We start from the raw sequence: 23,375 nt of genomic DNA, 5'->3' as shown, positions 1-23,375 counted from the left end.
GCAGGGATCCGGCGCTCCAGCGCACACTGGCACCTGCCTTTCGGCGTTCTAGTCCCGACGACCCGTTTGCGCATCGAGTGCGTGTGCTGCCGTAGGCCCAGCGCCATGAACCATCCAGTCGCGTAACCCCGTTAAGGCTGGCTGGGTGAACTTGGGTTCATCGAGTTTCCTGCAACGCTAGCGAAAAACCGGGTCCTCACCGTGTGCGCATCAGCGAATTCGCTGAGCCTTGCAGCAAGGCCACCGTGCACACAAGGCGCGCTCCGTGAAAGACCCGCCCCTTTTTTGGCTTTGCTCCCAACGCAGCACCGCTTACCAACCTATCAACATCGACCTGAACGGCGGCCATACAGAGTTTCTATCAACCAATCCACACTCAGAGCTGGAATTTGGGATATTGGCATACAGCTGACACGGTTTTCGGTGAAGCCGCTGCTGTGCTACACAAACTGGCTTACCGCGTCTTTGCACCTTCAAGACAGGCAGCTAGCGTTTCAAAGTAGTCCAACGCTTTGCGTGTTGGAATCACATTCTTGATGCGGAGGTCCTTGGCGCTCTCCTCAAAAGAAATGAGTCCTTTTATCTTCAAGTTATTCAATTTCCGATGCACGGTTGCGGGAGACCCTCCTTCCGATAATGCCATCGTTTTGGAAACCGTCAACGGATGTCCCGAATGCCATGACGAGGTGAGCGTTTTAAGTACCCGCTCTTCTACAGGATCAAGCTTCGGCATTGAAGGCAGCCCTTGCACGGTCTTCGACAATTCTAGAAGATGGAAATATGCGTCGAAGTGGGATTTCTTTGTCATGGTGTAAATTAGGCGTCGCTCAACGAGACCGCGTGAATGCGTAAACGGGTTAATGACACGTGCTGCGGCTTGCCGAAATATTGCGGCCTCCGCCAACTGCAGTATTGCCGTGCGTTCAGCTGCAGGTCGATGCGCGACGTAGCTCGCCCGAATGCAAAGGCTCTGGGCGACGCCTAGCATCGCCCCTGAAGACTCTCATACAGTTTGAAGCTAACTTTCACGACGACCGCCCCGATTACAACCGCAGTAAAAATAAATACCGATTTTAGTGTTTTCCTCACGTGCTGTAATCTCACAAAGGATTGTGTCGCCTTTTATCAAAACGCCTCCGCTCCGACCTAAGTTCCGATGGCACACGTGGATGCGAGCAGCGGTTTCTCTTCATCGCATCGAACCCAAGCCGGGAATAAAGCGCGCGAGCGCGGCTGTTATCGAGCCGCACATCGAGCACGAACGGCGGCTGCACCGCTTGCAGCGTATTAGTCATGAGCGCCGTCAACGCCCCGCGCCCACGATAATCGGCACGCGTCGCACAATGTGCGATCAGCTTTTGACCACGCGCTGGCGGGGGCAACTCCGTAGCGAGCCGCGCGCCGCGTGCGAGGATGCCGATGGCGCGTATGAAGCCGAAATGACGAAGCACTTGCCAAGCGAATGCGACGTCGTCGGGAACGGAATGTCCTGCCTCATGAATCGCCATAACGCTGCAGACATCGCCTTGCGCATCGATTGCAACGCGGTGCCGCCGATACGAGAACCGCCCGTACCTTGATGTGAACGCGCGCTGCAGGAACGCGAATCATTCCTCGCTCCTGCGACCGAATATAAAACGGAATTCTGCGTCACCCGATGCAAACACGAGCGGCGCGCATGCCTGGGCATCGGCAATGCGAGCTTGACGGCAAACGAAGTTCATCGACGCGACGACGCTAACAGAGCCGCGGCGTCCACGGCGCGATCAATCTGCGCCTCCGTATGCGTCGAGCAAATGAAAAAGCGTAAGCGCGCAGCCGCCTCTTCCACCGCAGGATAGAAGATTGGCTGCAAGTTGATGCCTTCCTCGAAGAGCGCGTTTGCCCACTGCGCGGCCTTCAGTGAACTACCGGTGATGACCGGCACTACCGAAAAGCCCACGCTCGTGCCCGTATTTAATCCGGCATTTCGGGCGCGCTCGAGAAAGCGCTGTCCGTTCGCCTGTAGGTGTGTGACGCGCTCCGGTTGGGCAATTAAGGTCTCAAGCGCGGCGAGCGAACCAGCCGCCAGCGCCGGTGCCAGCCCCACGCTGTATAGAAACCCGGGCGCCAGATGCCGCAGTATGTCCGTTAATACCGTGCTACCAGCGATATACCCGCCGCAGCCCGCCAGCGTCTTGCTCATCGTGCCCATCCAGATATCAACGTCATCGGGCGCGACGTCGCAGTACTCACGCACGCCCCGACCGCGCGACCCAAGGACGCCGAGCGAATGCGCTTCATCTACCATCAGGAAGGCCGCGTGTCGACGCTTGATTTCGACGAAGCGAGGCAAGTCTGGAATATCACCGTCCATGCTATACAGGCCTTCGATTGCAATAAGCACGCGCCGATACTCGCCGCGCATACGCGCCAGCATTGCATCGAGGGCCTCCCAGTCGTTGTGCGGAAAGCTGAGGCGTTTCGCACCGCTCAACTGCGCACCTTACACGATACTGTTGTGCGCCAGAGAATCGTGCACGACAAGATCGCCTTGTGCGAACAACGCGCCGATCACCGTGACATTCGTCGCATGCCCGCTTACAAACGCGACGCAATCTTCGACATCGTAGAAGCTTGCGAGCGCGCGTTCCAGTTCTCGCTGAACGGGCCGCTCGCCCGCGACCATGCGGCTCGCCGATGCCGACGTGCCGTATCGGTCCAGCGCACATTTGGCCGCTTCGGTGACGATGGAATCGCCCGACATTCCGAGGTAGTTGTAGTTCGCGAAATTGATGTACTCCGCTCCGCCGATGCGTGTCGTTGCACCCGCGCTGCCTTCGTGCACACGGAAGAACGGCGACTCAACCTTCAGAGTCGTCGCCATCTGCCGCATGATGCGCACCTGCTGATACGCGGGCATATTCTCAAAACGCGCCAACGACGCGCGCTCCATCTGCGTGACCTTGTGCCTATCGAAGGGCTCGGCAGCCTGCGCGCCGGTGCGTTCCAATTGACGCTGCAGCGCCTTCGCCGCGAGTTTCTGCCTGATCTGTTCCGGCAAGCTCATATCTTGCGTATATCCCTATGCGGCTTGGGCCAGCTCCCACGCGTCGCGATCCGCCAGCAGCGTGGTGAGCAGCCTGTAATTCATTTCGTGACTTGGACGCCAGACCCATTGCGCGGGCGTTGCGGTGGGCGGCGCGTCGAACACGAGCGCGCCGAAGCGGCCGCCTTGCGGTTCCGCGAGCGCGAGCAGTCCGCCCGGCGCGAGCCAGCCGCGCAAGCCCGCCAGCAACGCGCGCGCATCGTCGTGCAAATGGAGCGCGCGGCGCGAAACGATGAGGTCGAACGGACCGCTCGCCCCTTCGAGCTTCGGCGTTCCGTCGAGCGTGATCGATGCGATGCGCACCGTCTCGTCGCCGATCTGATCGTAAGCCTGCGCCTGGGCCGGTGTGCCCGCGAGCACACGTTCCCAGCGCGCGGCGGGCACGGCGACATTGAGCGCACGCAACGCCTGCGCATCTGGCGGGGAGATTTCCAGCACGCGGATGCGGCGCGCCGCCGTCCAGGCATCGACCGCCTGCGCCACGCACTGTTCGAGCAGGCGATTGACGTGCGCCCAGGTCGGCAACGAATCGAAATAATGTTCGAACAGCGCCTCTTGCGTGTTCGATGCCGCAGGCGACGCGGCATCGCTTGCGAGCAGCTTCGGCAGCAGCGCGCCGCGATGCGCGAGCAGGCTCAGCTCCGCCACATGCGCGGGCGACGAGGCGAGCAGCGAGCGCCACAGTTCGTCGGCGGCGGGCCATTCGGCGCAGGCCGCCTCGTCGCGCACGAGCACGCCATCGCGTTCGACGAGCAGGCCGTCTTCGGTCAGCATGCGTTCCAGCGCGCGCAGCAGCGGCGTTTCGTGTTCCACGTTCGATTCATACGCGCGCAGCGCATAGGCGCTCGCCAGCACGTCGAACAAGGGCAGCATGTCGGTGAGATGCGCGTGACGGCGCGCGTCGTCTTCCAGCATCGCCGCCGCGTCGCGCGCGCGCGATCAAAGCGTCGGGCGCGATGAGGGCGCGGGTGTCGGCGGCGGCATGGAGCGGCTGTGCCTCGACGACGTAACGCAGGCGCGCGGGCGGCGTCTGGCGGCGCCCCAGCAGATCGACGCGGCGGAAGCGGCACGCCGGCAGCCGCAGCACGACGCGCCGGTCGGCAGCGACGAAATCGAACGATGCGAGCACCGAATGCGGACTGCGCCGCTCGATGCGCGCGCGCACCGCGCGCACCGCGGCAGAACGCAGGAAATCGATCCGGCTGATTTGCACCGGCACATACGCGGCGTCGTCGTTGCGCGCCGCGCCGATCAGCGCGAACAGCGGACGAAAACCCGCATCGATCAGCGCGGGATGCATCGCGAAGTCGCCGGCAAGCGATGCGGGTTCAGCGGGCATCGACAGTTCGGCCCAGTCGCACGCGCCGTCGAGCCGCACGTCGGGAACGAGGCGGAACGCCGGGCCATACGCGAGTCCGATGCGCGTCGCCTGATCGTAGAGCGTGGCGCCGTCGAGCGGCGTTGCGTCGGACGGGGCTTCGGCAAGCGGCGCATCGTCGAGCAGCGTGCGCTTTGCAGCAGACGCCCGCTCGCGTTCAGCGCCCACGGCTCGCTGCTCAAGCGATCGCGCGATTCGATCGTGAAGCGCGCGGTCGCCGGATCGATCACGAAGCGCATGCGCTTGGCGACGCCCGTTTGGAACACCAGCGGCAAGTGAATCTCGAGGTTCTCCAGTGCGCAGCCCGGCGTGCGGAAATGTTCGCGCGCGGCCGTCAGCGCCATCTCGATGTAGCCCGCGCCCGGAAACGCGGGCGCGCCATCGACGACGTGATCGGCGAGCATCGGCACGCGCACGGGATCGATCTGGTTACCCCAGGCGAGCTCATGCTCCATCAGCCGGTAGCCAAGCAGCGGATGCGCGCGCCGGCGATCGAGGAGGTTCGTATGCTTCCGGCGTCGGCTCGCGCCAATAGGTCTCGCGCTGTCACGGATAGCGCGGCAGCGGCATGCGCGCGAGCGACGGCGGCGCGAAGCGGTCGACTTCGACCGGCGCGCCATGCGCGATCACGTTGAGGATCGCGCGGCGCAAGGTCCGCGGATCGTCCTCCTGACGCCTGAGCGTGACGAGCGCACGCGCACTGGTGGCGCCGTGGGCCTTGAGCGTCTGGTCGGGATAGCCGCGCAGAATCGCATGCGGCCCAACTTCGAGAAACAGCGCGATGCCGCGCTCGGCCAGATGCGCGATCGCCTCGCCGAAGCGCACAGGCTCGCGCACGTTGCGCCACCAGTACGCGCCGGTCAGCTTCGCGCCGTCGAGCGTGGTACCCGTGACCGTCGAGACGAAGCGGCGCACCGCCGCGTTCGGCTTCAGCCCCGCGAGTTTCGTTTCGATGTCGCCGCGGATCGCATCCATCTCGCGGCTGTGGAAGGCGTAATCGAGCGCGAGCATCTGAAAGAACGTGCCCTGCACGCTCAGCGCCGCGCCGAGAGCCTGCAACGCGGCCGCATCGCCCGCCAGCGTGACCGCCTCCGGACTGTTGAACCCCGCGATCTCGATGCGTTGGCCCAGTTCCAGTTGCGCGATCAGTTCCCGCGCGGCCGCTTCGCCCACGCCCGCCGCCGCCATTAAGCCGCTGCCGCGCGTGAGCGCCTGCGCGCCGCTGCGCACGCGAATCACGCTGACCGCCTGTTCAAGCGTGAGCGCGCCCGCAGCCCACGCCGCAGCAATCTCGCCGACGCTGTGTCCGCAGCACGCGACGAAGCGCACGCCGCGCGCCTCTATGGCGCGCGTGATGCCGACCTGCATCGCGAACAGCAAGGGCTGCGCGAGCTCGGTGGCCGCCAGCGCCTCGGCGGTCACGCCCGCTTCGAGCATCGCGGCGAGGGATGGGCTGCCGTCGGCGCACCAGAGGGCGTCGACCTCCGCGAGCGCGGCGGCGAAGTCCGCATTTTCCTTGAGGAGACGCTGACCCATGCCGGCCCATTGCGCACCGTTGCCCGAGAACACCAGCGCGAGCGGCGCGCTCACCTGCGGCGCCTGACCCATGACGATCGACGGCGCGTCGGCTTCCTCGCCCGCCGCCAGCGCGTGTAAGGCGGCGCGCGCCTCGCCGGGCGTCGACGGCGCGACCAGCGCGCGCTGTTCGAGCCACTGGCGGCGGCGCGCCGCGCCTGCCGCCAGAGCGGACCACGGCGCGCCCTGATCGAAGGCGAGCTGGTAGCGCGCGGCCAGCGCCGCGAGCGCGGCCCTGGAACGCGCGGTGAGCATCAGGGGCGCGAGCCGGTCGGTCTGCGCGTCCGAATTCGCGCCGCCCTGACGCACGGGTTCCGGTGCATCGGAGAGGATCACGTGGGCATTCGTGCCGCCGAAGCCGAACGAATTCACCCCGACGTACAACGGCGCGCCATGCGATTCGAGTGGCGTGAAGCGGTCGACCACGCGCAGGCGGCCTTCGCCGAAATCGATTTTCGGATTGGGCTTGGAAAAGTGTAGCGAACGCGGCACCGCGCGATGCTTCAGGCACAGCACGGCCTTGAGCAGTCCCGCCATGCCCGATGCGGTCTCGAGGTGGCCGAGATTCGTTTTGACTGAGCCGATCAGGAGCGGCGCATCGGCTTCGCGGCCTGCCCCGGCCACATCGAGCAGCGCGCGCGTTTCGATCGGGTCGCCCAACGGCGTGCCCGTGCCATGCGCCTCGACATAGACGAGCTGCGACGGCGACACGCGCGCCTCGCCATAGACGCGGCGCAAAAGTGCCGCCTGAGTCGCCGCGCCCGGCACGCTGATGCCGCCCTGCGTGAAGCCGTCGGAATTGACACCGGAGCCGGCGATCACGGCGTGAATGGTGTCGCCGTCGGCGAGCGCGCGCGACAGCGTCTTGAGCATCACGAACGCGCCGCCTTCGGAGCGCACGTAGCCATCGCCGCGCGAGTCGAAGGCGCGGCAGCGGCCAGTCGGCGAAAGCATCGACGCCTTCGAAAAGCTCACAAAGCCGAACGGATGCAGCAGCAGATTGACGCCGCCCGCGAGCGCCGTTTCCGCCTCGCCGGATGCGAGCGCGCGGCACGCCTGATGAAGCGCGACCAGCGACGACGAACACGCGGTATCTACCGCCATGCTCGGGCCGCGCAGATCGAACAGGTAAGACACGCGATTGGCCGCGATGCTCATGGTGTTGCCGGTCGCGGAGTATGGATCGACGACGGACAGGTCGTCCATGCTGCGATTGCCGTAGTCGGTGCTCGCGACGCCCACGTACACCGCACAATTGCGGCCCTTCATGTCGGCGGGACGCACGCCCGCATCCTCGAAGGCTTCCCATGCGAGTTCGAGCAGCAGGCGCTGCTGCGGGTCCATCTGGCGCGCCTCGCGCGGCGAGATGCCGAAGAAGCCCGCATCGAAACCCGCGACGTCGTCGAGCACGCCGGCCGCGAACGTATAGCTGCGGCCCGGCTCCTGCCTCGACGGATGCCGGTAGAAGTCCACGCCAAAGCGGTCCGCCGGAATCTCGGTGACGGCGTCGCGCTCGTCGCGCAGCAAGGCCCAGAACTCGTCCGGATTGGTAACGCCGCCGGGGAACCGGCAGGACATCCTACGATTGACGACCGACATCATCGACATGATCACGCCGGTGCTCGACGATTTCCGCCCGGATTACGTGCTGGTGCACGGCGACACGACGACCACCTTCGCGACGTCGCTGGCCGCGTTCTATCAAAAGATCAAGGTCGGTCACGTCGAAGCGGGTCTGCGTACGGGCAACCTGTATTCGCCGTGGCCCGAGGATGGCAACCGCAAGCTGACCGGCGCGCTGGCCGAAATTCACTTCGCGCCCACCGAGGAATCGCGCGGAAATCTGCTGGCGGAGAAGGTCGCGGATGAGCGCATCGTCGTGACGGGCAACACCGTGATCGATGCGCTGCTGATGGTGCAGGAGCGGCTCGCCTCCGACGCGCGCCTCCAAGTCCAGATGCGCGAGGAATTCTCGCTGCTGCAGAGCGAGCGCCGCGTGGTGCTGGTGACGGCGCATCGGCGCGAGAACTTCGGCGCGGGCATCCGCGAAATATGCGAAGGCATCCGCACGCTCGCCGCGCGCTATCCGGAGGTCGATTTCGTCTATCCGGTGCATTTGAATCCGCAGGTCAAGCTTCCCGCGGAAGACCTGTTGTCGGATATCGACAACGTGATTCTGTGCGAGCCGCAGGACTATCTGCCCTTCGTCTATCTGATGTCGCGCGCGAGCGTGATCCCCACGGACTCGGGCGGCATTCAGGAAGAAGCGCCTTCGCTCGGCAAGCCCGTGCTGGTAATGCGCGACACCACCGAACGCCCCGAAGCGGTGGCGGCCGGAACGGTGCGGCTCGTCGGCGCCGACGCGAAGCGCATCGTCGCCGCGTGCAGCGAACTGCTCGACGACCGCGCGCGTTACGACGAGATGGCGCGCGCCCACAACCCCTACGGCGATGGCTACGCATGCGTGCGCATCGTCGAGGCCTTGCTGCGCACGCAGAAGGCGCGAACCGGCACGGCCGAGACCGCCGTATCCGCCTGACAGGAACCACACGCAAGACCTGCGCGCCCGCCGACCGGCGCGCCTATGAACGCGAACAAGAGCAAGCTGAGAACAATCGTGAATCATTCCATCGAAACCGTATCCGTCATCGGCCTGGGTTATATCGGCCTGCCGACCGCCGCCATGTTCGCCTCGCGCAAGACTCGGGTGATCGGCGTGGACATCAACCAGCACGCGGTCGACACGATCAATGCGGGCGGCATTCACATCGTCGAGCCGGAACTCGACATGATCGTGCGCGCGGCGGTGAGCGAGGGATGGTTGCGCGCGACCACCACGCCCGAGCCGGCGGACGCCTTCCTGATCGCCGTGCCGACGCCGTTCCACGGCGACTTCGAGCCGGACCTCACCTACGTGCGGGCCGCGACCGAAGCGATCGCGCCGTTGCCTCATGTAATTTGCTACCCGTCAGAATGCAGGCGGGAGCGACTCCCGGCTTGGTAACAAATAACCTGAGTCAATGCGGCTGGAGAAAAATTCGCTGTCGTCATGTGACTGTACTGAGCGAAGCCGGCCGAGCCCCGTCGAGCCTTTTAGAGCGTCCAAAACTGCGCATTGTCGTCAGCAGCGTGAGCGTCATTCCGGGCATGCCAGCGACGGTCATGTTCGTGCTGCAGGACCCGTGCGACTGCGACTTCGAGGTCGTGAGTAGCGCTTTCGCGATCAAGCGGACGCTTATCGGCGCACGACACTCCCTACCAAAAGCTCGTCGTCTGTCCGAAAGACGGTCGTCTCAACATCTGCCGGGGCAATTTCGACGAGATGGTGCGGGGGCGCGTCTGCAACGAGCGACCCGTCCCCCAGTGCCAAGCATCGTTGATCTAAACTGGGGCGAACCACGGCGGCAAGCTACAGGACGCAATGATCACCGTCGCAAGAAGGCGGCGCTCTTGATTATCTAAATAGATATTCGCTTTGTCCATCGCTAAGCTGAACCCCAGATGCGACATGCCGTTCAAAGGGCAGATCCCCGTCGCGCGCTTGTCCGGTAGCTCTGGCAACAAGCCTCGCTGCACAGGGATGAGCCGCCACGAGTAAGCCGCTCGTGAGCATCCAGGACCGGCTGATTCGGGGTCATAGCTTTCACGGGTCCGGCCGGGTCGCGAACCACTTTCGCGCTTACGGCCTGGACACGGAGCGTATCGGCTCGGCACCAGTCGGCGGTCCACTGCCATACGTTGCCCGCCATGTGGAATCTGGCGCTGTCCGCTCGCGGGGTTTAGCGCCAAACTCGGCGGTCTCCGACAAAGCGTGGCGTTTTAAACCGCTGATGGTCGGGCGATCTCACGGCAGTGTAACAAGATTCAGCTGAGACTTCTCGCCGGTTCCCGATACCACGAAACCCGATTGCGCCCGCAGGCCTTGGCAGCGTATAGGGACCGGTCTGCCGCCTCGATGAGTTCCGCGGGCTCCATTCCTTGATGGACCGCGACCGACTCCACCCCGGCGCTGATGGTCACCACCCCTGCTGCATTTGCCGTATGCGGGATTCGCAGCGCTTGTACTGCATAGCGGATCTTCTCTGCGATCGCCATTGCACCTGCAATATCGGACCCCGGAAGGATAACTGCCATTTCTTCGCCGCCATAGCGGGCAACCAGATCGCCGGGACGGCTTGGCGCCGAGTTACGGATTGCGTCGGCGATCGCGCGCAAGCAGTCATCGCCGGCCCGATGGCCGTACGTGTCGTTGTACTGTTTGAAGAAGTCGACGTCCAGCATGATCAAAGAGAGCTTTCCGCCGTAACGCGCGGCACGGCCAAACTCGCTTTTCAACGTCAGGTCGAAGTGCCGTCGATTGGCCAGTCCGGTGAGTCCATCCTGCATGGCGATTCGCTCGAGTGTTTCGTTTGCCTGCTCGAGTTCGGTTCGCGTGGCAATGAGTCTCGCCTCAGCAATTGAGCGCAGGTGAATCTGCCGAGTGAGACGCCATCCGCAAAGCGCCACCGCGAACACCAGCAAAGCGACGCCCGACGAGTGAACCATTGCGTCGCGCCACCACCCTGCCAGCATCTCGTCCTTCGAGAGCGCCGCCGCCACGAACAACGGATAGCCATGCACCCGGCGGTACGTGACTATGCGAACGACGCCGTCCTGCGACGAGCGTAACATCACCGTTCCTGTTCCGCCGTCAGACCCGTAAGCTTGATATAGCGGGCTGCTGTTCATGTCCTTGCCAACGAAGCTGTCGTTGAAGGGACGTCTGAGCATCATCGTGCCGCTGTCGAGCGCTAACAGGATGGCGCCCGCCTCGCCTATTTCCAGGCTGTCGTAAAACTGTTTGAAGAAATCGATACTGACCGTGGCAAGCGCAACGCCGCCAAAGCTGCCATCGGCCTTGTTAATTCGACGAGAGACGGGGATGATCCACATTCCGGTCGAGCGGCTGCGCACGGGCAGTCCGATGTGCGGGCCGCGGTCGGTGTGAGTGCGGTGGAACTTGAAGTATTCGCGATCCGCATTGTTGGCGTTCGCTGGAATGCCTGGCAGTGAGGTCACGACCCATGAGCCATCCTCACTGTAGACGAAGAGTCCGTTGAGCTGAGGAAGTTCGTTGACGCGCATTTTCATCAGCCGATGCAGTCGCTCGATTGACACCTTTCTGTCGGCATCGTTTTCGACGCGCTCCACCAAGCCCAAAAGCGCTGTATCGCTTTCTTTAATGACATCTCCCGCCTGTTGGGCAGCGGCGCGAGCGAGGTTCGACGTTGCGACTTCGGCTTCCCTCAACTGTACCTTGCGCGCTTTTAACGATTGCCAGACATCCGTACCGACGAGGCAGATGCAGGTAAAAACGACGAAGGCAACGGCGCGAAAGCTGACCGGGATTGTTTTCACCACAGGTGAGCGAAACGACATATGAACTCTTCTTGCAGACTGCGAAGTCAAGGAAGCTCGGCCCTTACTAACGGCTGACGAATGGCGTCCCTTTAGAGGAAACTTTCCGAAAGAATTAGCTCCATCGTTGGACTGGTGTCGTGGATGTCCTCCAGGTCGCGGCAGCATTGCGGCGACCAGAGGTCGTAAGCGTTCACGCCCGACATCGCAAGCGCCTTGAGCAGCGGGCCGTCTTGAGCCGCCTCGTAACAGCTGATGCCGAAACCCTACAACTGCTCGCTGTAGTGCTTGCCGTCGATTAATATGCCGATCTAGCAACGGCACCCGTCTCGGCCAGGCAGGCGGCAACTTCATTGTCGTCTTCGGAGATTGTCCGCTGCGCCAGCAAGTGAGCGGGCGCAGCCGAGCAGATGTCATCGAGGCTTTCCATCGTCGGTTCCTTACCCGCTCAGGCAACCCGCGGCACGATCAGCGCCGACAGCCCGAACAGCTTCGCGACGGAACGCAAGCGATCATGCCGCTCCCGCGTCCCAAAGACGTCATGCACGTTTTGCAGGCAACTCAGGAGCTGGATCGTCGCGCGTGCGACACCATGTTCGCCTTCGCCTCGATGAGCGCCCGCTGCAATGCGGCGACGCCTACGTCCTTGCAGTGCTGAGACTGCATGGCCGCGGCGAATACGAAGCGAACGGGCACTCCTTCCATCGACTCACTCACCAGCAGTTCTTGGACAAGAGCGTCGAATACCTCTTTTAACCAAGGTTCCGCATCGTTAATGCCACGGGGGCGGCGCCTGTCGCGGCCTATCGCGGCCTATGCGGCGGCTGCCCCGTTTGGTGCGGTGGCGCAGCCTGGTGATCATCGGACGCCGCCTGGTGAGTTGGTTACTGAGTATCGTCGGATCAGACCTTCGATCGAATCCTGAGAAACCCCAGTTTTACCGAAACACAAACACATGGAGGTTATTTTTACCACACATCCATTCGCCGTTGGAGACATGAGAGAGCGCCGCAAAACTAGGGTGGTCGCAAGTGGCTTGCAGCACCTATGCAATAGCGCCCCCCGTGAACATCCTGTGTCGTGAGCGCCCTGCCTCTACGACTCTAGGAACCGCTACACAGGTGGACTCAATCTACAGCGCGACGCACGAGGACGAGGCGAGCGCTCGCTTCTTATGGTTGACCGCTACTTGGACGCGCCCGACGAGAGTTTTTTTTTATGAGCTGCGTTGCATGCCGAAGAGGGTCAGTTCCGATCGGCACGCTGCGCGAGGCAAACGCTTTCACACTGGCATCTTCGGCATGGCGGCCGGTCCATCAGTAGCAGCCGTCGAACAAACGCCCACAACCCCCCTTGGTTTTCTCTATTAAGACAGCTTCCTGCCGAGCCGATATTAGGAAGGCGAAGCGGAGGTGGACCGCTTTTTACCGGCCGACGAGCCGCTTGATCAGACAGTCATCGCGCAGGCATAGGAAATGTTGCGCTTGCGTCGGTTAGAAAGGGATACGACTGTGTCCACACCTCGACACAGTCGCTGAAGCAAATGGCAAACAGAATTAAACGATTTCTGGACAGGATTGGCAGTCACGGCCACTCTCAGCGGCTACGGGCCGGCGCTTTTCTGCTTGTAGTTACCCTTGGGGCGGCTCTAGCGTGTTACTGGGCGAGCGTTTCTCATGCCCAAGAGGAGGCTGCGCTCAACGAGGCGATGGCGGTAAGTGCACAACTGGAACTGCTCGCCACCATCCACATCGATGCCAACGCGGAATTTCTAAGGGGAGTCGGCACTGCCCGCTTCGGTTCCAATGCTTGGCCCGTCGCCCGCACTGCTGCGGTCATGCGGTCTTACGACTTCCTCGAAAGATCGCTCACCGACGATTCGGCGTCTCTCTACCAACTTGCTGACCTGAGAGCCAGCACTGCTGCATTGGCGTTTGAACTGGAAAGCGCAGCCAACGAGGTCGCCCGCGCCGGGCACGCTCGATTGGTCGACCCGAGTCGGCTAGAGGCCGCAAATAGAACGCTTCAGCAAATCATGCACTCGCTGTCGAACTTGCAGCTTACGCAGAACTCGAAACTCGCCGCGATGCAATTGAGAGCCGAGACCCAGTTAGCTCGGCAGCGCATGTCGTTTGCGCTTGCGCTCGCATTGGGCCTCACCTGCCTAGGGTACGCCCTTCTCTTCGCGCACAGGGCGTCGCTTGCTCGCAATGCCGCGAGCATTACCGCCCGACAAGCGCACGACCGCTTCATCGAATATTTCGAGCAGCATCCGCTGGCAATGCTCATCTTCGACGTCGAGACCCGTCTCATCCTCACCGCTAACGCCGCAGCTCAACGACAGTATGGCGGCGATCTGGACACGCTCAGACGCATCACCGTAGACGAACTTCGTCCGCCCGAGGGCGTTGAGCAATTCAAGCTGGACCTTTGTGAGTACATTCGCTCCGGATCGAAAGCCGGCTCGGGAGGTGTCAGACGGCATTCGACCCTTGACGGCCGGACGCTGCAAGTCGACGTTTCTTACCACTTCCTCGACTACGCAGGCCGTTCAGCGTGCTTCGTCACAGCTGCAGACGTAACCGAGCACGAGACGGCGCGGGCGGAGCTTCGGATCCGTAGCCGAGCGCTCGAGGCATCGCAGAATGCGGTGTTGATCACGGAGTCAACCGTATTCGAGACTGGACCGCGCGTCGCCTACGCAAACCCGGCTTTCCAGCACTTGACCGGTCTCCGGGGTGAGGAAGTCCTCGGCAAACCGGCGAACGATGTACTGTTCGCAGCCTTCGGTGACGACCGAGCTTCGACGCCAAGCGACGCCGATGGCTCGACGGTAGTCACCGGCAAGCGTGCCGACGGGACCGTATTCTGGGCTCAGCGGCACGTGTCGCCGGTCGTCGACGAGCGAGGCGTTGCGACGCACACCGTCGCTGTCTTCAGCGACATCTCCGACCGTATTCGAGACCAGCAGCGCCTGAGCTGGCTTGCGACCACCGATCCACTGACGCAGTTGCCGAATCGGGCCGCACTCCACTTCAGGCTGGGCGAACTGATAGCAACGGCTTCTCGTCGCGGCTGTCGCGTAGCCGCAGTCTTCCTCGATCTGGACAACTTCAAGGAAATCAACGACTCACTGGGCCATACGGCTGGCGACAAGGTGCTAAAAGAGGTCGCGCGTCGGCTGTCAGAAGCGTTGTGCGAGCCAGATTTGGTCGCCCGCATTGCGGGGGATGAGTTCGTCGCGCTGTTGTCTGGCTCGGACCTCGATAGGCTGATCAACAAGGCGCGGGGGCTGCATCGATTGGTGAGCGCGGACATGTTAGCGGGCGACGACCTTGTCGAGTCGCGCGCGAGCGCGGGCGTGGCGGTTTTCCCGGACCATGCAACCGACGCGGACGAACTGGTCCGATACGCAGATGCGGCGATGTATCAGGCCAAGCGTGAGCGCAACAGCGATATGCGCGTCTTCGACCAGTCCATCGCGGTCGCAAGCGTGGAGCGCCTGTACTTGACTCAGGGGCTGCATCATGCACTTAAAACCGATCAGTTCCGGCTGTTGTTTCAGCCGCGAATCGGGGTCAAAGGCTTGAGAACGGTCGCTTTCGAGGCGCTTCTGCGCTGGCGCGACCCCGCGCGTGGTGACATAAACCCTGCAACCTTCATCCCGCTAGCCGAAGAAAAAGGGCTCATCGTTCCGATCGGCGAATGGGTGCTTAGGAATGCGTGTCGGCAGGCCCGAGAGTGGGCGGACGAATACCCGGACATAGTTGTTTCGATCAATGTTTCACCGGTGCAGTTTCTGCGCTCGGATTTTGCCGACACGCTGGAACGGACGCTGCGAAGCGTTGGCGTCAATCCGCGCAACGTCGAATTGGAGATCACCGAAAGCGTACTGATGACGCCGGTTGCGCTCACGTGCCTGCATTTGATACGCCGATTAGGCGTTTCTATCGCGATAGACGATTTCGGGACGGGTTTTTCCAGCCTGACGTACATCCGCGACTTCAAGGCGGACTGCATCAAGCTGGATATCTCGTTCGTGCAGGGCATCGGCATTTCAACCATCGACGAAGTGATTGTGAGGGCGGTCCTTGCGATGGCGCACACGCTCGGCACGCGCGTCGTGGCAGAAGGAGTAGAGACGCCGGCACAGTTAGCTTTTCTAGCAGAGCACCGATGCGACGAAGTTCAGGGCTACCTCCTGGGCAGGCCCATGCCGGCGGCGGATGCCACGCGAGCGCTTGCCCGGGCAGAAACTAGCGACACGAAACTTCCCGACGACGCGTTGCAGCCTGGCACGATCTAGTCGGGCGCGCCACCCCCGACTCAGGAGCTAAAGTCGGAAGTAATGGAATGGACGCCCCCACCCGAGACGGCACCAATGTGCCAAAGTGGAAGTGTCGAAGCAACCACTTGAACGAGGGGAGCGTCCATCATGAAGGTTACGACAATTGGCATCGATTTGGCGAAGAACGTTTTGCCGTCCATGGTGTTAATGAGCATGGCCGAACCGTGTTGAAGAAGGTGCTCAAACGGAATCACGTCGCGGAGTTCTTCGCCAATCTTCCTGGCTGCGTGATCGGGATGGAAGCATGCGCCAGCGCTCATTACTGGGCTCGCAAGCTCCAGGCGATGGGCCATACGGTCCGCCTGATCGCGCCGCAGTTTGTCAAACCGTACGTAAAGACGAATAAGAATGACGCGGCAGATGCCGAAGCAATCTGCGAAGCAGTTGCACGGCCGAACATGCGTTTCGTGCCGGTCAAGAGCATCGAGCAGCAATCAGTGTTGTCGTTGCATCGCGTACGCCAGGGTTTTGTGCGGGCACGAACCGCGCAGGGGAACCAAATCCGCGGCCTGCTCGCCGAATTTGGGATCGTTGTTCCCAAGGGAATTGGGCATCTCGAGCGTCAGGTACCCGAACTGATCGAGGATGCAGAGAACGAACTCACTGGCTCGTTGCGATTGCTCATCGAGCGCCTCATGGACCATCTGAAGGAGCTTGACAGGCAGGTTCGGAAGTTCGAGGCGCAGATTCAAGCCTGGCACCGCAGCGACGAGACGAGTCGACGGCTCGCGCGCGTCCCCGGCATCGGGCCACTTACCGCGAGCGCGCTCGTCGCATCTGTCGGCGACGCAAAGAGCTTCAGGAGCGGCCGGCAACTTGCGGCATGGCTTGGTCTGGTGCCCCGGCAAAACTCGAGCGGCGGCAAGAACGTGCTGCTGAGCATTAAGGCGTCCCCTTCAAGGACGGCGAACCGGTGCAAGACGATCGACCGGCTCAGCAGAAACTCGCCGCTTGAAATCGACCGGCACGATGCTGCTCATACACCACTATTGACGTTAGCTCCCGACTCAGCTCGCTCGATCAAGGCAGGCCGCTAGATATTGAAGACTTACAGATGACCTGACACTGGGACAGGGGTTCTTGTATGCGCCGTGGAACGAAGCGAGGCGACTATGAAAATTTGGTGAGTGCTTGACCAACGTCATTGGCGTCATGCGTGCCGCGTGTGCACCCGCCGACGTCGTGGCTCCCACCAGCCAACGCGCTCCTCTCATCGCGAACCATCCTCCTCGAGTATGACGATCGGGAGCAAGGCATTAGAACACACCAGTTATTGACGACCGCAAGCATTCGCCTATGCTGCCAGTACCATCGGTACGAAGTAGGATCCGGACCACAAGGCAATGGCTAGTTCAACGGGCGCACAGGCTAGCTCATACATTGCCATCGAAACGTCGCGCAGCTTCGCATGAAGCGTGCGCTACGCGCATCCCTTCGTTTTCCCAAATTCCTGTACGTCGGCCAAAGAAGGTATACAGTGGTAGTCATTGCGGTGCGGCAATAGCGAGCAGCCGACCTGGAGATCAGCGACATTCTCCAGCCTGCTTTACTGATCGTTTGGAGCCTCCTTTGGGAAAGGGCGTCGGTGCGACATCGTAGAGCGGTAGTCGCATCCATCGAGGCATTATCCCAAGATGCAGTCCTCGAAATTCCTCTCTCCGACCTGCCAGACCGAATCATTTTGCCGGGTCAGCAACGTCGCTGCCCGACGGCAACTTGAGCTACGAAGTACGCCCAGCGGTCCGAGCCGTCGCGCGCCTTTCATATGCCGTCCGCTTGCTCTTGCACTCCACCGTTTTTGCCGGCTCGGAATTCGAAAGTCACATCAAAGCATCCTGAGTGCAGTGAGTTCACGTCCTTTGGAGAAAGTCATGCCGCTAACCCCTCGCACCTACAAGGGCTTTGAACTGCATCCTCTCGTGTTCGAACGCGCGTTTGAGCTGTTCGATCGACATTCTTGCTATGCCGAAGGCTATGACGTCGCCGTGCGTCTGTTCCGTCGAGAACCGGACGGCACAGTCGGCGCCAGCCGAGTGTTCCAACTGGCGCTGACAGTACCCTTTTCGGATTTCGGTGCTGCCCGGCGGGCCGCGTGGACGCGAGGCGAACATATTATCGACGGCAAGATCGACGGCGCGGACGTTAGCGACCTTTAGGATTTCGGCTGGCCGCGCCGTGCGATACGTCTAGCGCCTAGTTGCCGACTCGGTTAGTCAGTGACAGGGCATGGGATAGGTGTACGCGTCATGCCCGCCGTCGGAGACGCCGAAGCGATTCTCGGTGCTGATCTTCGGCGTGGCCACGACCCCTGCGTTGGAAGCCGTTGAGTCATACGGCGAATTGTCCGAGCCCGTAAGCCGTCCCGGACACGAAGCGTCACACAGGGGGATATGCGCGAGCGGTGCGCGTCTCGCTAAGTCGAGGTGTGGGCACCCTCCCGCTGAAATTGCAACGGCGATGTCGGTGAGCGGTGTCCCGTGCGCCAGGCCGAAGAGCTCTTCACATGGATGATGACACAGACGCTATCCCCGAAAGCGGGGTCGCCGTGCACCACTTATCAACACGATATACGATTGTATGGAGTGCATCATGATAGACAAAGAGGTAAATGCTGAAGAACTGGCAGAAAGCAGGAGGAACCGGCAGGCCGTAGGGAACGCGAAGGGTGATGGCACTCCGGTCTCCGATGATAACGACAAGCGGCTTCCCGCGATACAGAAAGGCGATTCCGTTAGGACGTGGTTCGGACACATACGGCAATGGTTCGCCGCTCAAAGTAGCTCTATGCGACCGTGAACGCGGCGGCGCCCATGAAGTTTCACTGCTGTCCGAAACCGCCGGAAAGCATCGGCGACGACGATGCTCCGAGGGACGACGGTCTTGTCAACGAGTATCTCGGCGGCTAGCGTCTCATTGCTCGGATGTTCCATGCACGGGCCGTATGTTCTTTGACCAGCCGCGGTCTCTGCCGTACGCCCCTTAGGACGGACTTCCCAAATGACGCGCGTTAATCGGTCGGTGATGCACCTGACTTATTCACCGTGGGGGTGTTACCGGTGTGCCGATTTGCAATGGACGATGGTTGGTCCCGCTAGGCGCGGTGATTTATCGACGACCATCACGGTCAGCCCGACTGTAGTGTTGCGCGTCCGGGGATTGGGACTATCGCCGGGAGCGCAAGTTCTCCGACAACCGACCTTTACGCTCTGTCGTCTGCCGACGTCCGAACGAACCTGTCACCAATGTCCGTGCCCAGACACCGTGCCAGTACAGTGTCAGCCGGAGCCAGTATTCCAACGAACAGTACCACGCGGGTGAAGGTTGCTTTGCAAGAAGATTTAGTTTGCTTTCAGCAGGCATTGAGCGCATCGTGAAGACTCAAGCAAGCGTTCCCGACCTCTCATCACCGGGTCGGCAGGGGAGATCGACGGGTATCCCATCTAACCAGTGACGGCGCGGGTTTAGGCAACGGTTTTCGACGCGGCATGTCCACCACCAAGGTCGCCGCCCTCGACCAGCCAATGCAATGTGGCAAAGACATCATCAATGGGAAGGTCGTTGCGGCCGAACTATAACACCGGCCGATTGCGTCGGTCCCAGTGGAGCAGGACATGCAATATCCGCTTTATGTGCACCGTGACAGCAGTGACGGTTTCCGCGCTAGCTTCGCTGATCTACCGTTAGCGTGCGCTTGCGGTGCGACGCTCGAAGAGCTCCGGTCAAATGCACAGAGCGCTGTGGAACTGACGTACGACCGCAGCGAGCAGCTGATACCTGGTCCGACCGGCAGCATGTCGGAACTCCAGTCATTAGCAATGGACGATGGGCACGGCATTTGGATGTATGTCGAGATCAACCTAGTCAGGGTCACATCTCAGGCTGTAAGCGTACAGTTCAGTCTGCCGGACACTCTTTTACGCCAGGTCGATGCGTGCGCGAAAAGGCGTCGTTTGACGCGCTCGGCGTTCTTTGCACTTGCTGCGACTCGCGAGGTTGGGGAGCGTTAAGAGGCGCTCCGCTTCCCGGATGAGTCGAGAAGTATCCAAATACAGCATGGTGGTCAGATAGAGTCCCGGGTCGCAGCGGCGCCATTCGTCGAGGAGATCGCCATATCGGCGCACGATCGTCATCAGCAGGGTGGAGGCATGTCGGTTCCGTCCAAGAACCATCGGCTTAACACTTCCCTGAACGTGAAGCGAGTGCCGCAGGCCGCACGAAATTAGCGCCCCCCTGTAGGCAATAAGCAAGTAGACGCCGCCACTTTGCCACCCGCACGGTCACAACGTTAGTGCCTACCTAGGGACTCTCGCGTACTTCCACCGGCCGCCACGGCCGGTTTTACTCTCCCTACGTTCGACGTCCTAACGTCATGAATGTGGACCTGCTTCCGATTCCTCAGCGGGCACTAGGCTGGCATTCAGGCTGCCCGCAACGCAGCGAACCTGTGCAAACGTCGTTCGTTGCCTCGGTTGCAGCGAGTTGGCGACCGCTGCGGCCTATTTGGAGCGCATGTAAATGCCGATCCCCCGAATCATGGATGCTATCTCGCTGCTGGTGTGGACCGTTGATGCCAACGGCGAACTTACTTACATAAATAAATCGGCACGGCTCTATAGTGGCCTAGCAGGGCTTTCCGTGGCCGGCTCGTGGCACCAATTGTTGGCCTTGGACGACGTTGCTGCGGTCGAGTGTGCTTTGCTGACACTGAGCCGCGCCCGGCCCGAAATAGACGTCGACGCGCGGTTGCGCCGACAGGACGGCGAATTTCGTTGGCATTGTCTGCACCTGCAGTCGACCGACGGCGCCGAAGGGGCTAACGGAACGATTACGGTCGTTGCTATCGACGTCGACCAGTGCAAACGAGCATGGCAACTTTACGAACAAAGCGAAGCGCGCTTGCTGTCGGCTTTCGAGGCTGCCCAGATCGGCGCATGGGAATGGGACCTTGGAACCAGCACGGCTCGCGTAACGCCTCTCGTCTGCCGCCTTTACGAGATTGACGAGGCGGTGCGAACAGTGCCGCTTAGTCTGCTGCGGAAAAAGGTGCGTGTGGATCACCGCGAACGATTCTCGGACGAGGTCGCTACCGCAATCGCTCGAGGCGCCCCTTTCGAAGTGGACTTCCCGATTTGCACCGAAATTGGCGTGACGAAGTGGTTACGGATGCGCGCTCACGCTCAGCCGGAGTCGGAGTCCGCTCCTTCGCGGGTATTTGGCGTAACGTTCGACATCTCGGCCGTCCGCGCAGCCGAGGCAAGCGTTCGCCAAAGCGAGCGGCGCTACCGCGAGTTGGCACGAACAGCAGGCGCGCTGGTCTGGTCTGCGGACGCTAACGGAGAGATGCAGCCCATCGACGGGGAATGGGAAGCCTTCACTGGCTTACCGGCCGACCGCCTCGTCGGCCACGCATGGATGGACCTTGTGCATCCCGCGGATCGCGATAGCCTCAGCGAGACATGGCGAAAGACGCTGCGTGAACTCGGACCGCGAGATGCCACTTTTCGGATGCGCAGAGAGGATGGCGCATATCGGACGATGTATGCGAGGGCTGTGCCGTTATGCGATGAACGCGGGGTGCTGGACGAATGGTTCGGCACGACCGTTGATGTTACGGAGCGGCGCCGCGCCCAGGCGATCAGCGACGCGCGCAACATTCGGCTGGCGGTGGCGACCAAGGCTGCAAGCATAACCATTGTCACCCTCGATCTCGGAAGTTATGTCCTTTCCATCGAAGCACCAGGCCGAAGTGGGTCCATGGCAAGTCCGACGCCGAACACGGAAATGTCCTACGCCGACGCGATGTCCCAGGTTCGCGCGGAAGATCGACCAGTGCTCGAACAAGCGATTACGCGGCTGACTGTGAAACAGGAGGATTCCGTCAACTTCGAAGTGCGCGTGTTCGTTTCCGGAGAGGAGCACTGGATGAACGGAAGCGCTGCGCTTCAAAGGGGGCAGGACGGCAACGCTGATGTCATCGTTGCCAGTGTGTCCGATTCAAGTGCACGAAAACGCATGGAGCTCTCGCTCGTCGACGCCGATCGGCGCAAGGACGAGTTTCTGGCCATGCTTGCCCATGAACTGCGGAACCCCCTCGCTCCGCTCAGGACCGTGGTAACGCTACTTCGGCGCGGTTCGTCCGCAGGCGATCCTCGAGAACTGATAGCGACTATGGACCGGCAGATCAGCCACTTGACGAGGCTCGTTGACGACTTGCTAGAGGTGTCTCGCATTACTCAGGGCCGGATTGTTCTTAAACGCGAGCCTATCCTGATCGGCACCGTCGTTTATGGCGCCGTTGAATCGGTCGGGCCCCAAGTGCAAGAGCAAAATCAGATCTTGACCGTCGATGTTCCGAGAGACACCGTCTGGGTCTGCGGAGATGCGACCCGTATGACGCAGATCCTCGTCAACGTCCTAAACAACGCGTGCAAGTACACCCCGGAGGGAGGACGCATTGAGGTCCACGTGTCGGCGGACCACGATTTCGTTAGCGTCGTGATCGGAGACACTGGCGCGGGGATCTCGGCGGACCTGCTTCCCCGGATCTTCGAGCTCTTCTCGCAGGGCGAGCGCACCCTTGATCGAGCAAAGGGTGGCCTAGGCATCGGCCTATCGTTGGTGCGCAAGTTGGTTGAAATGCACGAGGGCTCTATTCACATCCAAAGCGCGGGACCGGGATAGGGGACAACCGTCACGCTACGTTTTCCACGACTGAGCTTGCAGGTGCAGCCCTCGCACGCAAGTGAAACGCGAGAAGCATCTGCACACCGACCGGCGGGCTCGCTTCGCATCCTCATCGTGGATGACAACCGGGACGCAGCGGACTCGCTCGCGCTGGTTTGCGAGGCGGAAGGTCACTTGAGCTGCGTATGCTATGGATCCAACGAAGCGTTGCAGCGGTCGTCGAGCTTCAGCACAGACGTCGCCCTGCTCGATATTGGTCTGCCCGAGATGGATGGGTATCAATTGGCGGGACGCCTTCGCAGCAAAGGGCAAAGGTCCCCATTCTCATTGCCATCACCGGCTATGGCCAGGCCGAAGACCGCCTGAAAGCGCAGACAGCAGGATTTGATCATCATTTCGTTAAGCCGGTCGACATTAACGCCCTGCTCCTTTTGCTACAGACCTGCGGTCCCAAAGCACACGCGCCGACCAACTGACGGGGAACTTTTTTTAGTAAAACGATTTGCGTGAATATGACTCTTGTAACAAGTGTCAGCGGGCGGCGTTATAGAGCCAATCCGGGGGCGGCGTAATCGGGCCACCTTAGGGGCGGCGCAATGAAGCCAGTTCAGGGGCGGCGTAATCGAGCCACCTCATGGGCGGCGTAAAGAAGCCACCTTGTGGCGCCAGCGGTAGCGGGCACAAGCGCAGTTCGAACTTTCCAAGTCGGTACGCTCCGTTCTTTTGAGTGGAGCGCCTATGGCCAACAGGAGGTTCGAATTGTTTGGGTATCGTCATATCTTGTGGAGCTATCGTTGAAACTGGTGTACGCGGCGTAGGGAAGAGGCTGAAGAAGGCGGTGGCGATTGAAGGAGAATGTTGCTTCTCACGGTAACACTTCCACAATCGAACTCCACCACCATGGC

At 61.5% G+C, this 23,375-nt stretch carries 11 protein-coding genes and 5 pseudogenes; 8 read left to right on the top strand and 8 right to left on the bottom strand.

Features of this window, described 5'->3' with window-relative positions; translation table 11 throughout:
* Positions 1 to 454 precede the first annotated feature (454 nt).
* From AB6804_RS27730 to AB6804_RS27715, 4 genes and pseudogenes are all read right to left on the bottom strand, one after another.
* Positions 455 to 808 carry a winged helix-turn-helix domain-containing protein gene (locus AB6804_RS27730; RefSeq protein ID WP_370889176.1) on the bottom strand — a complete coding sequence of 118 codons (354 nt, stop codon included), beginning with the start codon at positions 806 to 808 and terminating at the stop codon, positions 455 to 457.
* Positions 809 to 1,100: 292 nt separating this feature from the next.
* The gene (locus AB6804_RS27725; protein WP_370889175.1) at positions 1,101 to 1,508 is read right to left on the bottom strand and encodes a GNAT family N-acetyltransferase; all 408 of its coding nucleotides are present in this window, start codon (positions 1,506 to 1,508) and stop codon (positions 1,101 to 1,103) included.
* Between the two features lie 212 nt (positions 1,509 to 1,720).
* Positions 1,721 to 3,049 (bottom strand): annotated as a pseudogene (locus AB6804_RS27720) (aminotransferase class I/II-fold pyridoxal phosphate-dependent enzyme).
* 111 nt (positions 3,050 to 3,160) lie between these two features.
* Positions 3,161 to 7,649 (bottom strand): annotated as a pseudogene (locus AB6804_RS27715) (beta-ketoacyl synthase N-terminal-like domain-containing protein); the annotation flags it as partial.
* On the opposite strand from AB6804_RS27715, the pseudogene wecB reads away from it, so the two are divergent.
* A pseudogene (gene wecB / locus AB6804_RS27710) lies at positions 7,591 to 8,580 on the top strand (non-hydrolyzing UDP-N-acetylglucosamine 2-epimerase); the annotation flags it as partial. The pseudogenes AB6804_RS27715 and wecB sit on opposite strands and share 59 nt — an antisense overlap.
* A 45-nt stretch (positions 8,581 to 8,625) precedes the next feature.
* Positions 8,626 to 8,988: pseudogene (locus AB6804_RS27705) on the top strand (UDP-N-acetyl-D-mannosamine dehydrogenase); the annotation flags it as partial.
* Between the two features lie 568 nt (positions 8,989 to 9,556).
* On the opposite strand, the gene AB6804_RS27700 reads toward AB6804_RS27705, so the two are convergent.
* From AB6804_RS27700 to AB6804_RS27690, 3 genes are all read right to left on the bottom strand, one after another.
* Positions 9,557 to 9,790, bottom strand: coding sequence for an SUMF1/EgtB/PvdO family nonheme iron enzyme (locus tag AB6804_RS27700; protein WP_370889174.1), 234 nt, complete (start codon positions 9,788 to 9,790; stop codon positions 9,557 to 9,559).
* A gap of 115 nt (positions 9,791 to 9,905) precedes the next feature.
* On the bottom strand, positions 9,906 to 11,459 hold the full coding sequence (locus tag AB6804_RS27695) for a diguanylate cyclase (RefSeq protein ID WP_370889173.1): 1,554 nt from the start codon (positions 11,457 to 11,459) through the stop codon (positions 9,906 to 9,908).
* Between the two features lie 277 nt (positions 11,460 to 11,736).
* The gene (locus AB6804_RS27690; protein ID WP_370889172.1) at positions 11,737 to 11,868 is read right to left on the bottom strand and encodes a hypothetical protein; all 132 of its coding nucleotides are present in this window, start codon (positions 11,866 to 11,868) and stop codon (positions 11,737 to 11,739) included.
* A gap of 1,113 nt (positions 11,869 to 12,981) precedes the next feature.
* Between AB6804_RS27690 and AB6804_RS27685 the strand changes: the two genes are divergently transcribed.
* The 6 genes and pseudogenes from AB6804_RS27685 (at position 12,982) to AB6804_RS27660 (ending at position 22,836) form a co-directional block, all read left to right on the top strand.
* Positions 12,982 to 15,744, top strand: a complete 2,763-nt coding sequence (locus tag AB6804_RS27685) for a putative bifunctional diguanylate cyclase/phosphodiesterase (RefSeq protein ID WP_370889171.1) — start codon at positions 12,982 to 12,984, stop codon at positions 15,742 to 15,744.
* A 129-nt stretch (positions 15,745 to 15,873) separates the two neighbouring features.
* Positions 15,874 to 16,670, top strand: a pseudogene (locus tag AB6804_RS27680) (IS110 family transposase); the annotation flags it as partial.
* Between the two features lie 987 nt (positions 16,671 to 17,657).
* Positions 17,658 to 17,942: a hypothetical protein gene (locus AB6804_RS27675; protein WP_370889170.1), complete on the top strand. Its 285-nt coding sequence runs from the start codon at positions 17,658 to 17,660 to the stop codon at positions 17,940 to 17,942.
* Positions 17,943 to 19,397: 1,455 nt separating this feature from the next.
* Complete coding sequence (locus AB6804_RS27670) at positions 19,398 to 19,793, top strand: type II toxin-antitoxin system HicB family antitoxin (protein ID WP_370889169.1); 396 nt, start codon at positions 19,398 to 19,400, stop codon at positions 19,791 to 19,793.
* Positions 19,794 to 20,301: 508 nt separating this feature from the next.
* Positions 20,302 to 22,467 carry a PAS domain S-box protein gene (locus AB6804_RS27665; protein WP_370889168.1) on the top strand — a complete coding sequence of 722 codons (2,166 nt, stop codon included), beginning with the start codon at positions 20,302 to 20,304 and terminating at the stop codon, positions 22,465 to 22,467.
* Positions 22,468 to 22,509: 42 nt separating this feature from the next.
* On the top strand, positions 22,510 to 22,836 hold the full coding sequence (locus AB6804_RS27660) for a response regulator (RefSeq protein WP_370889182.1): 327 nt from the start codon (positions 22,510 to 22,512) through the stop codon (positions 22,834 to 22,836).
* A gap of 216 nt (positions 22,837 to 23,052) precedes the next feature.
* Here the strand turns inward: AB6804_RS27660 and AB6804_RS27655 are convergent.
* The coding region (locus AB6804_RS27655) for a hypothetical protein (RefSeq protein ID WP_370889167.1) at positions 23,053 to 23,375 on the bottom strand (323 nt) is incomplete at its 5' end.

Origin of the sequence: Caballeronia sp. RCC_10, assembly GCF_041360715.1 — a bacterium.
GTDB classification, from domain to species: Bacteria; Pseudomonadota; Gammaproteobacteria; order Burkholderiales; family Burkholderiaceae; genus Caballeronia; species Caballeronia grimmiae.
This window is presented reverse-complemented; position numbering and strand designations above follow the sequence as displayed.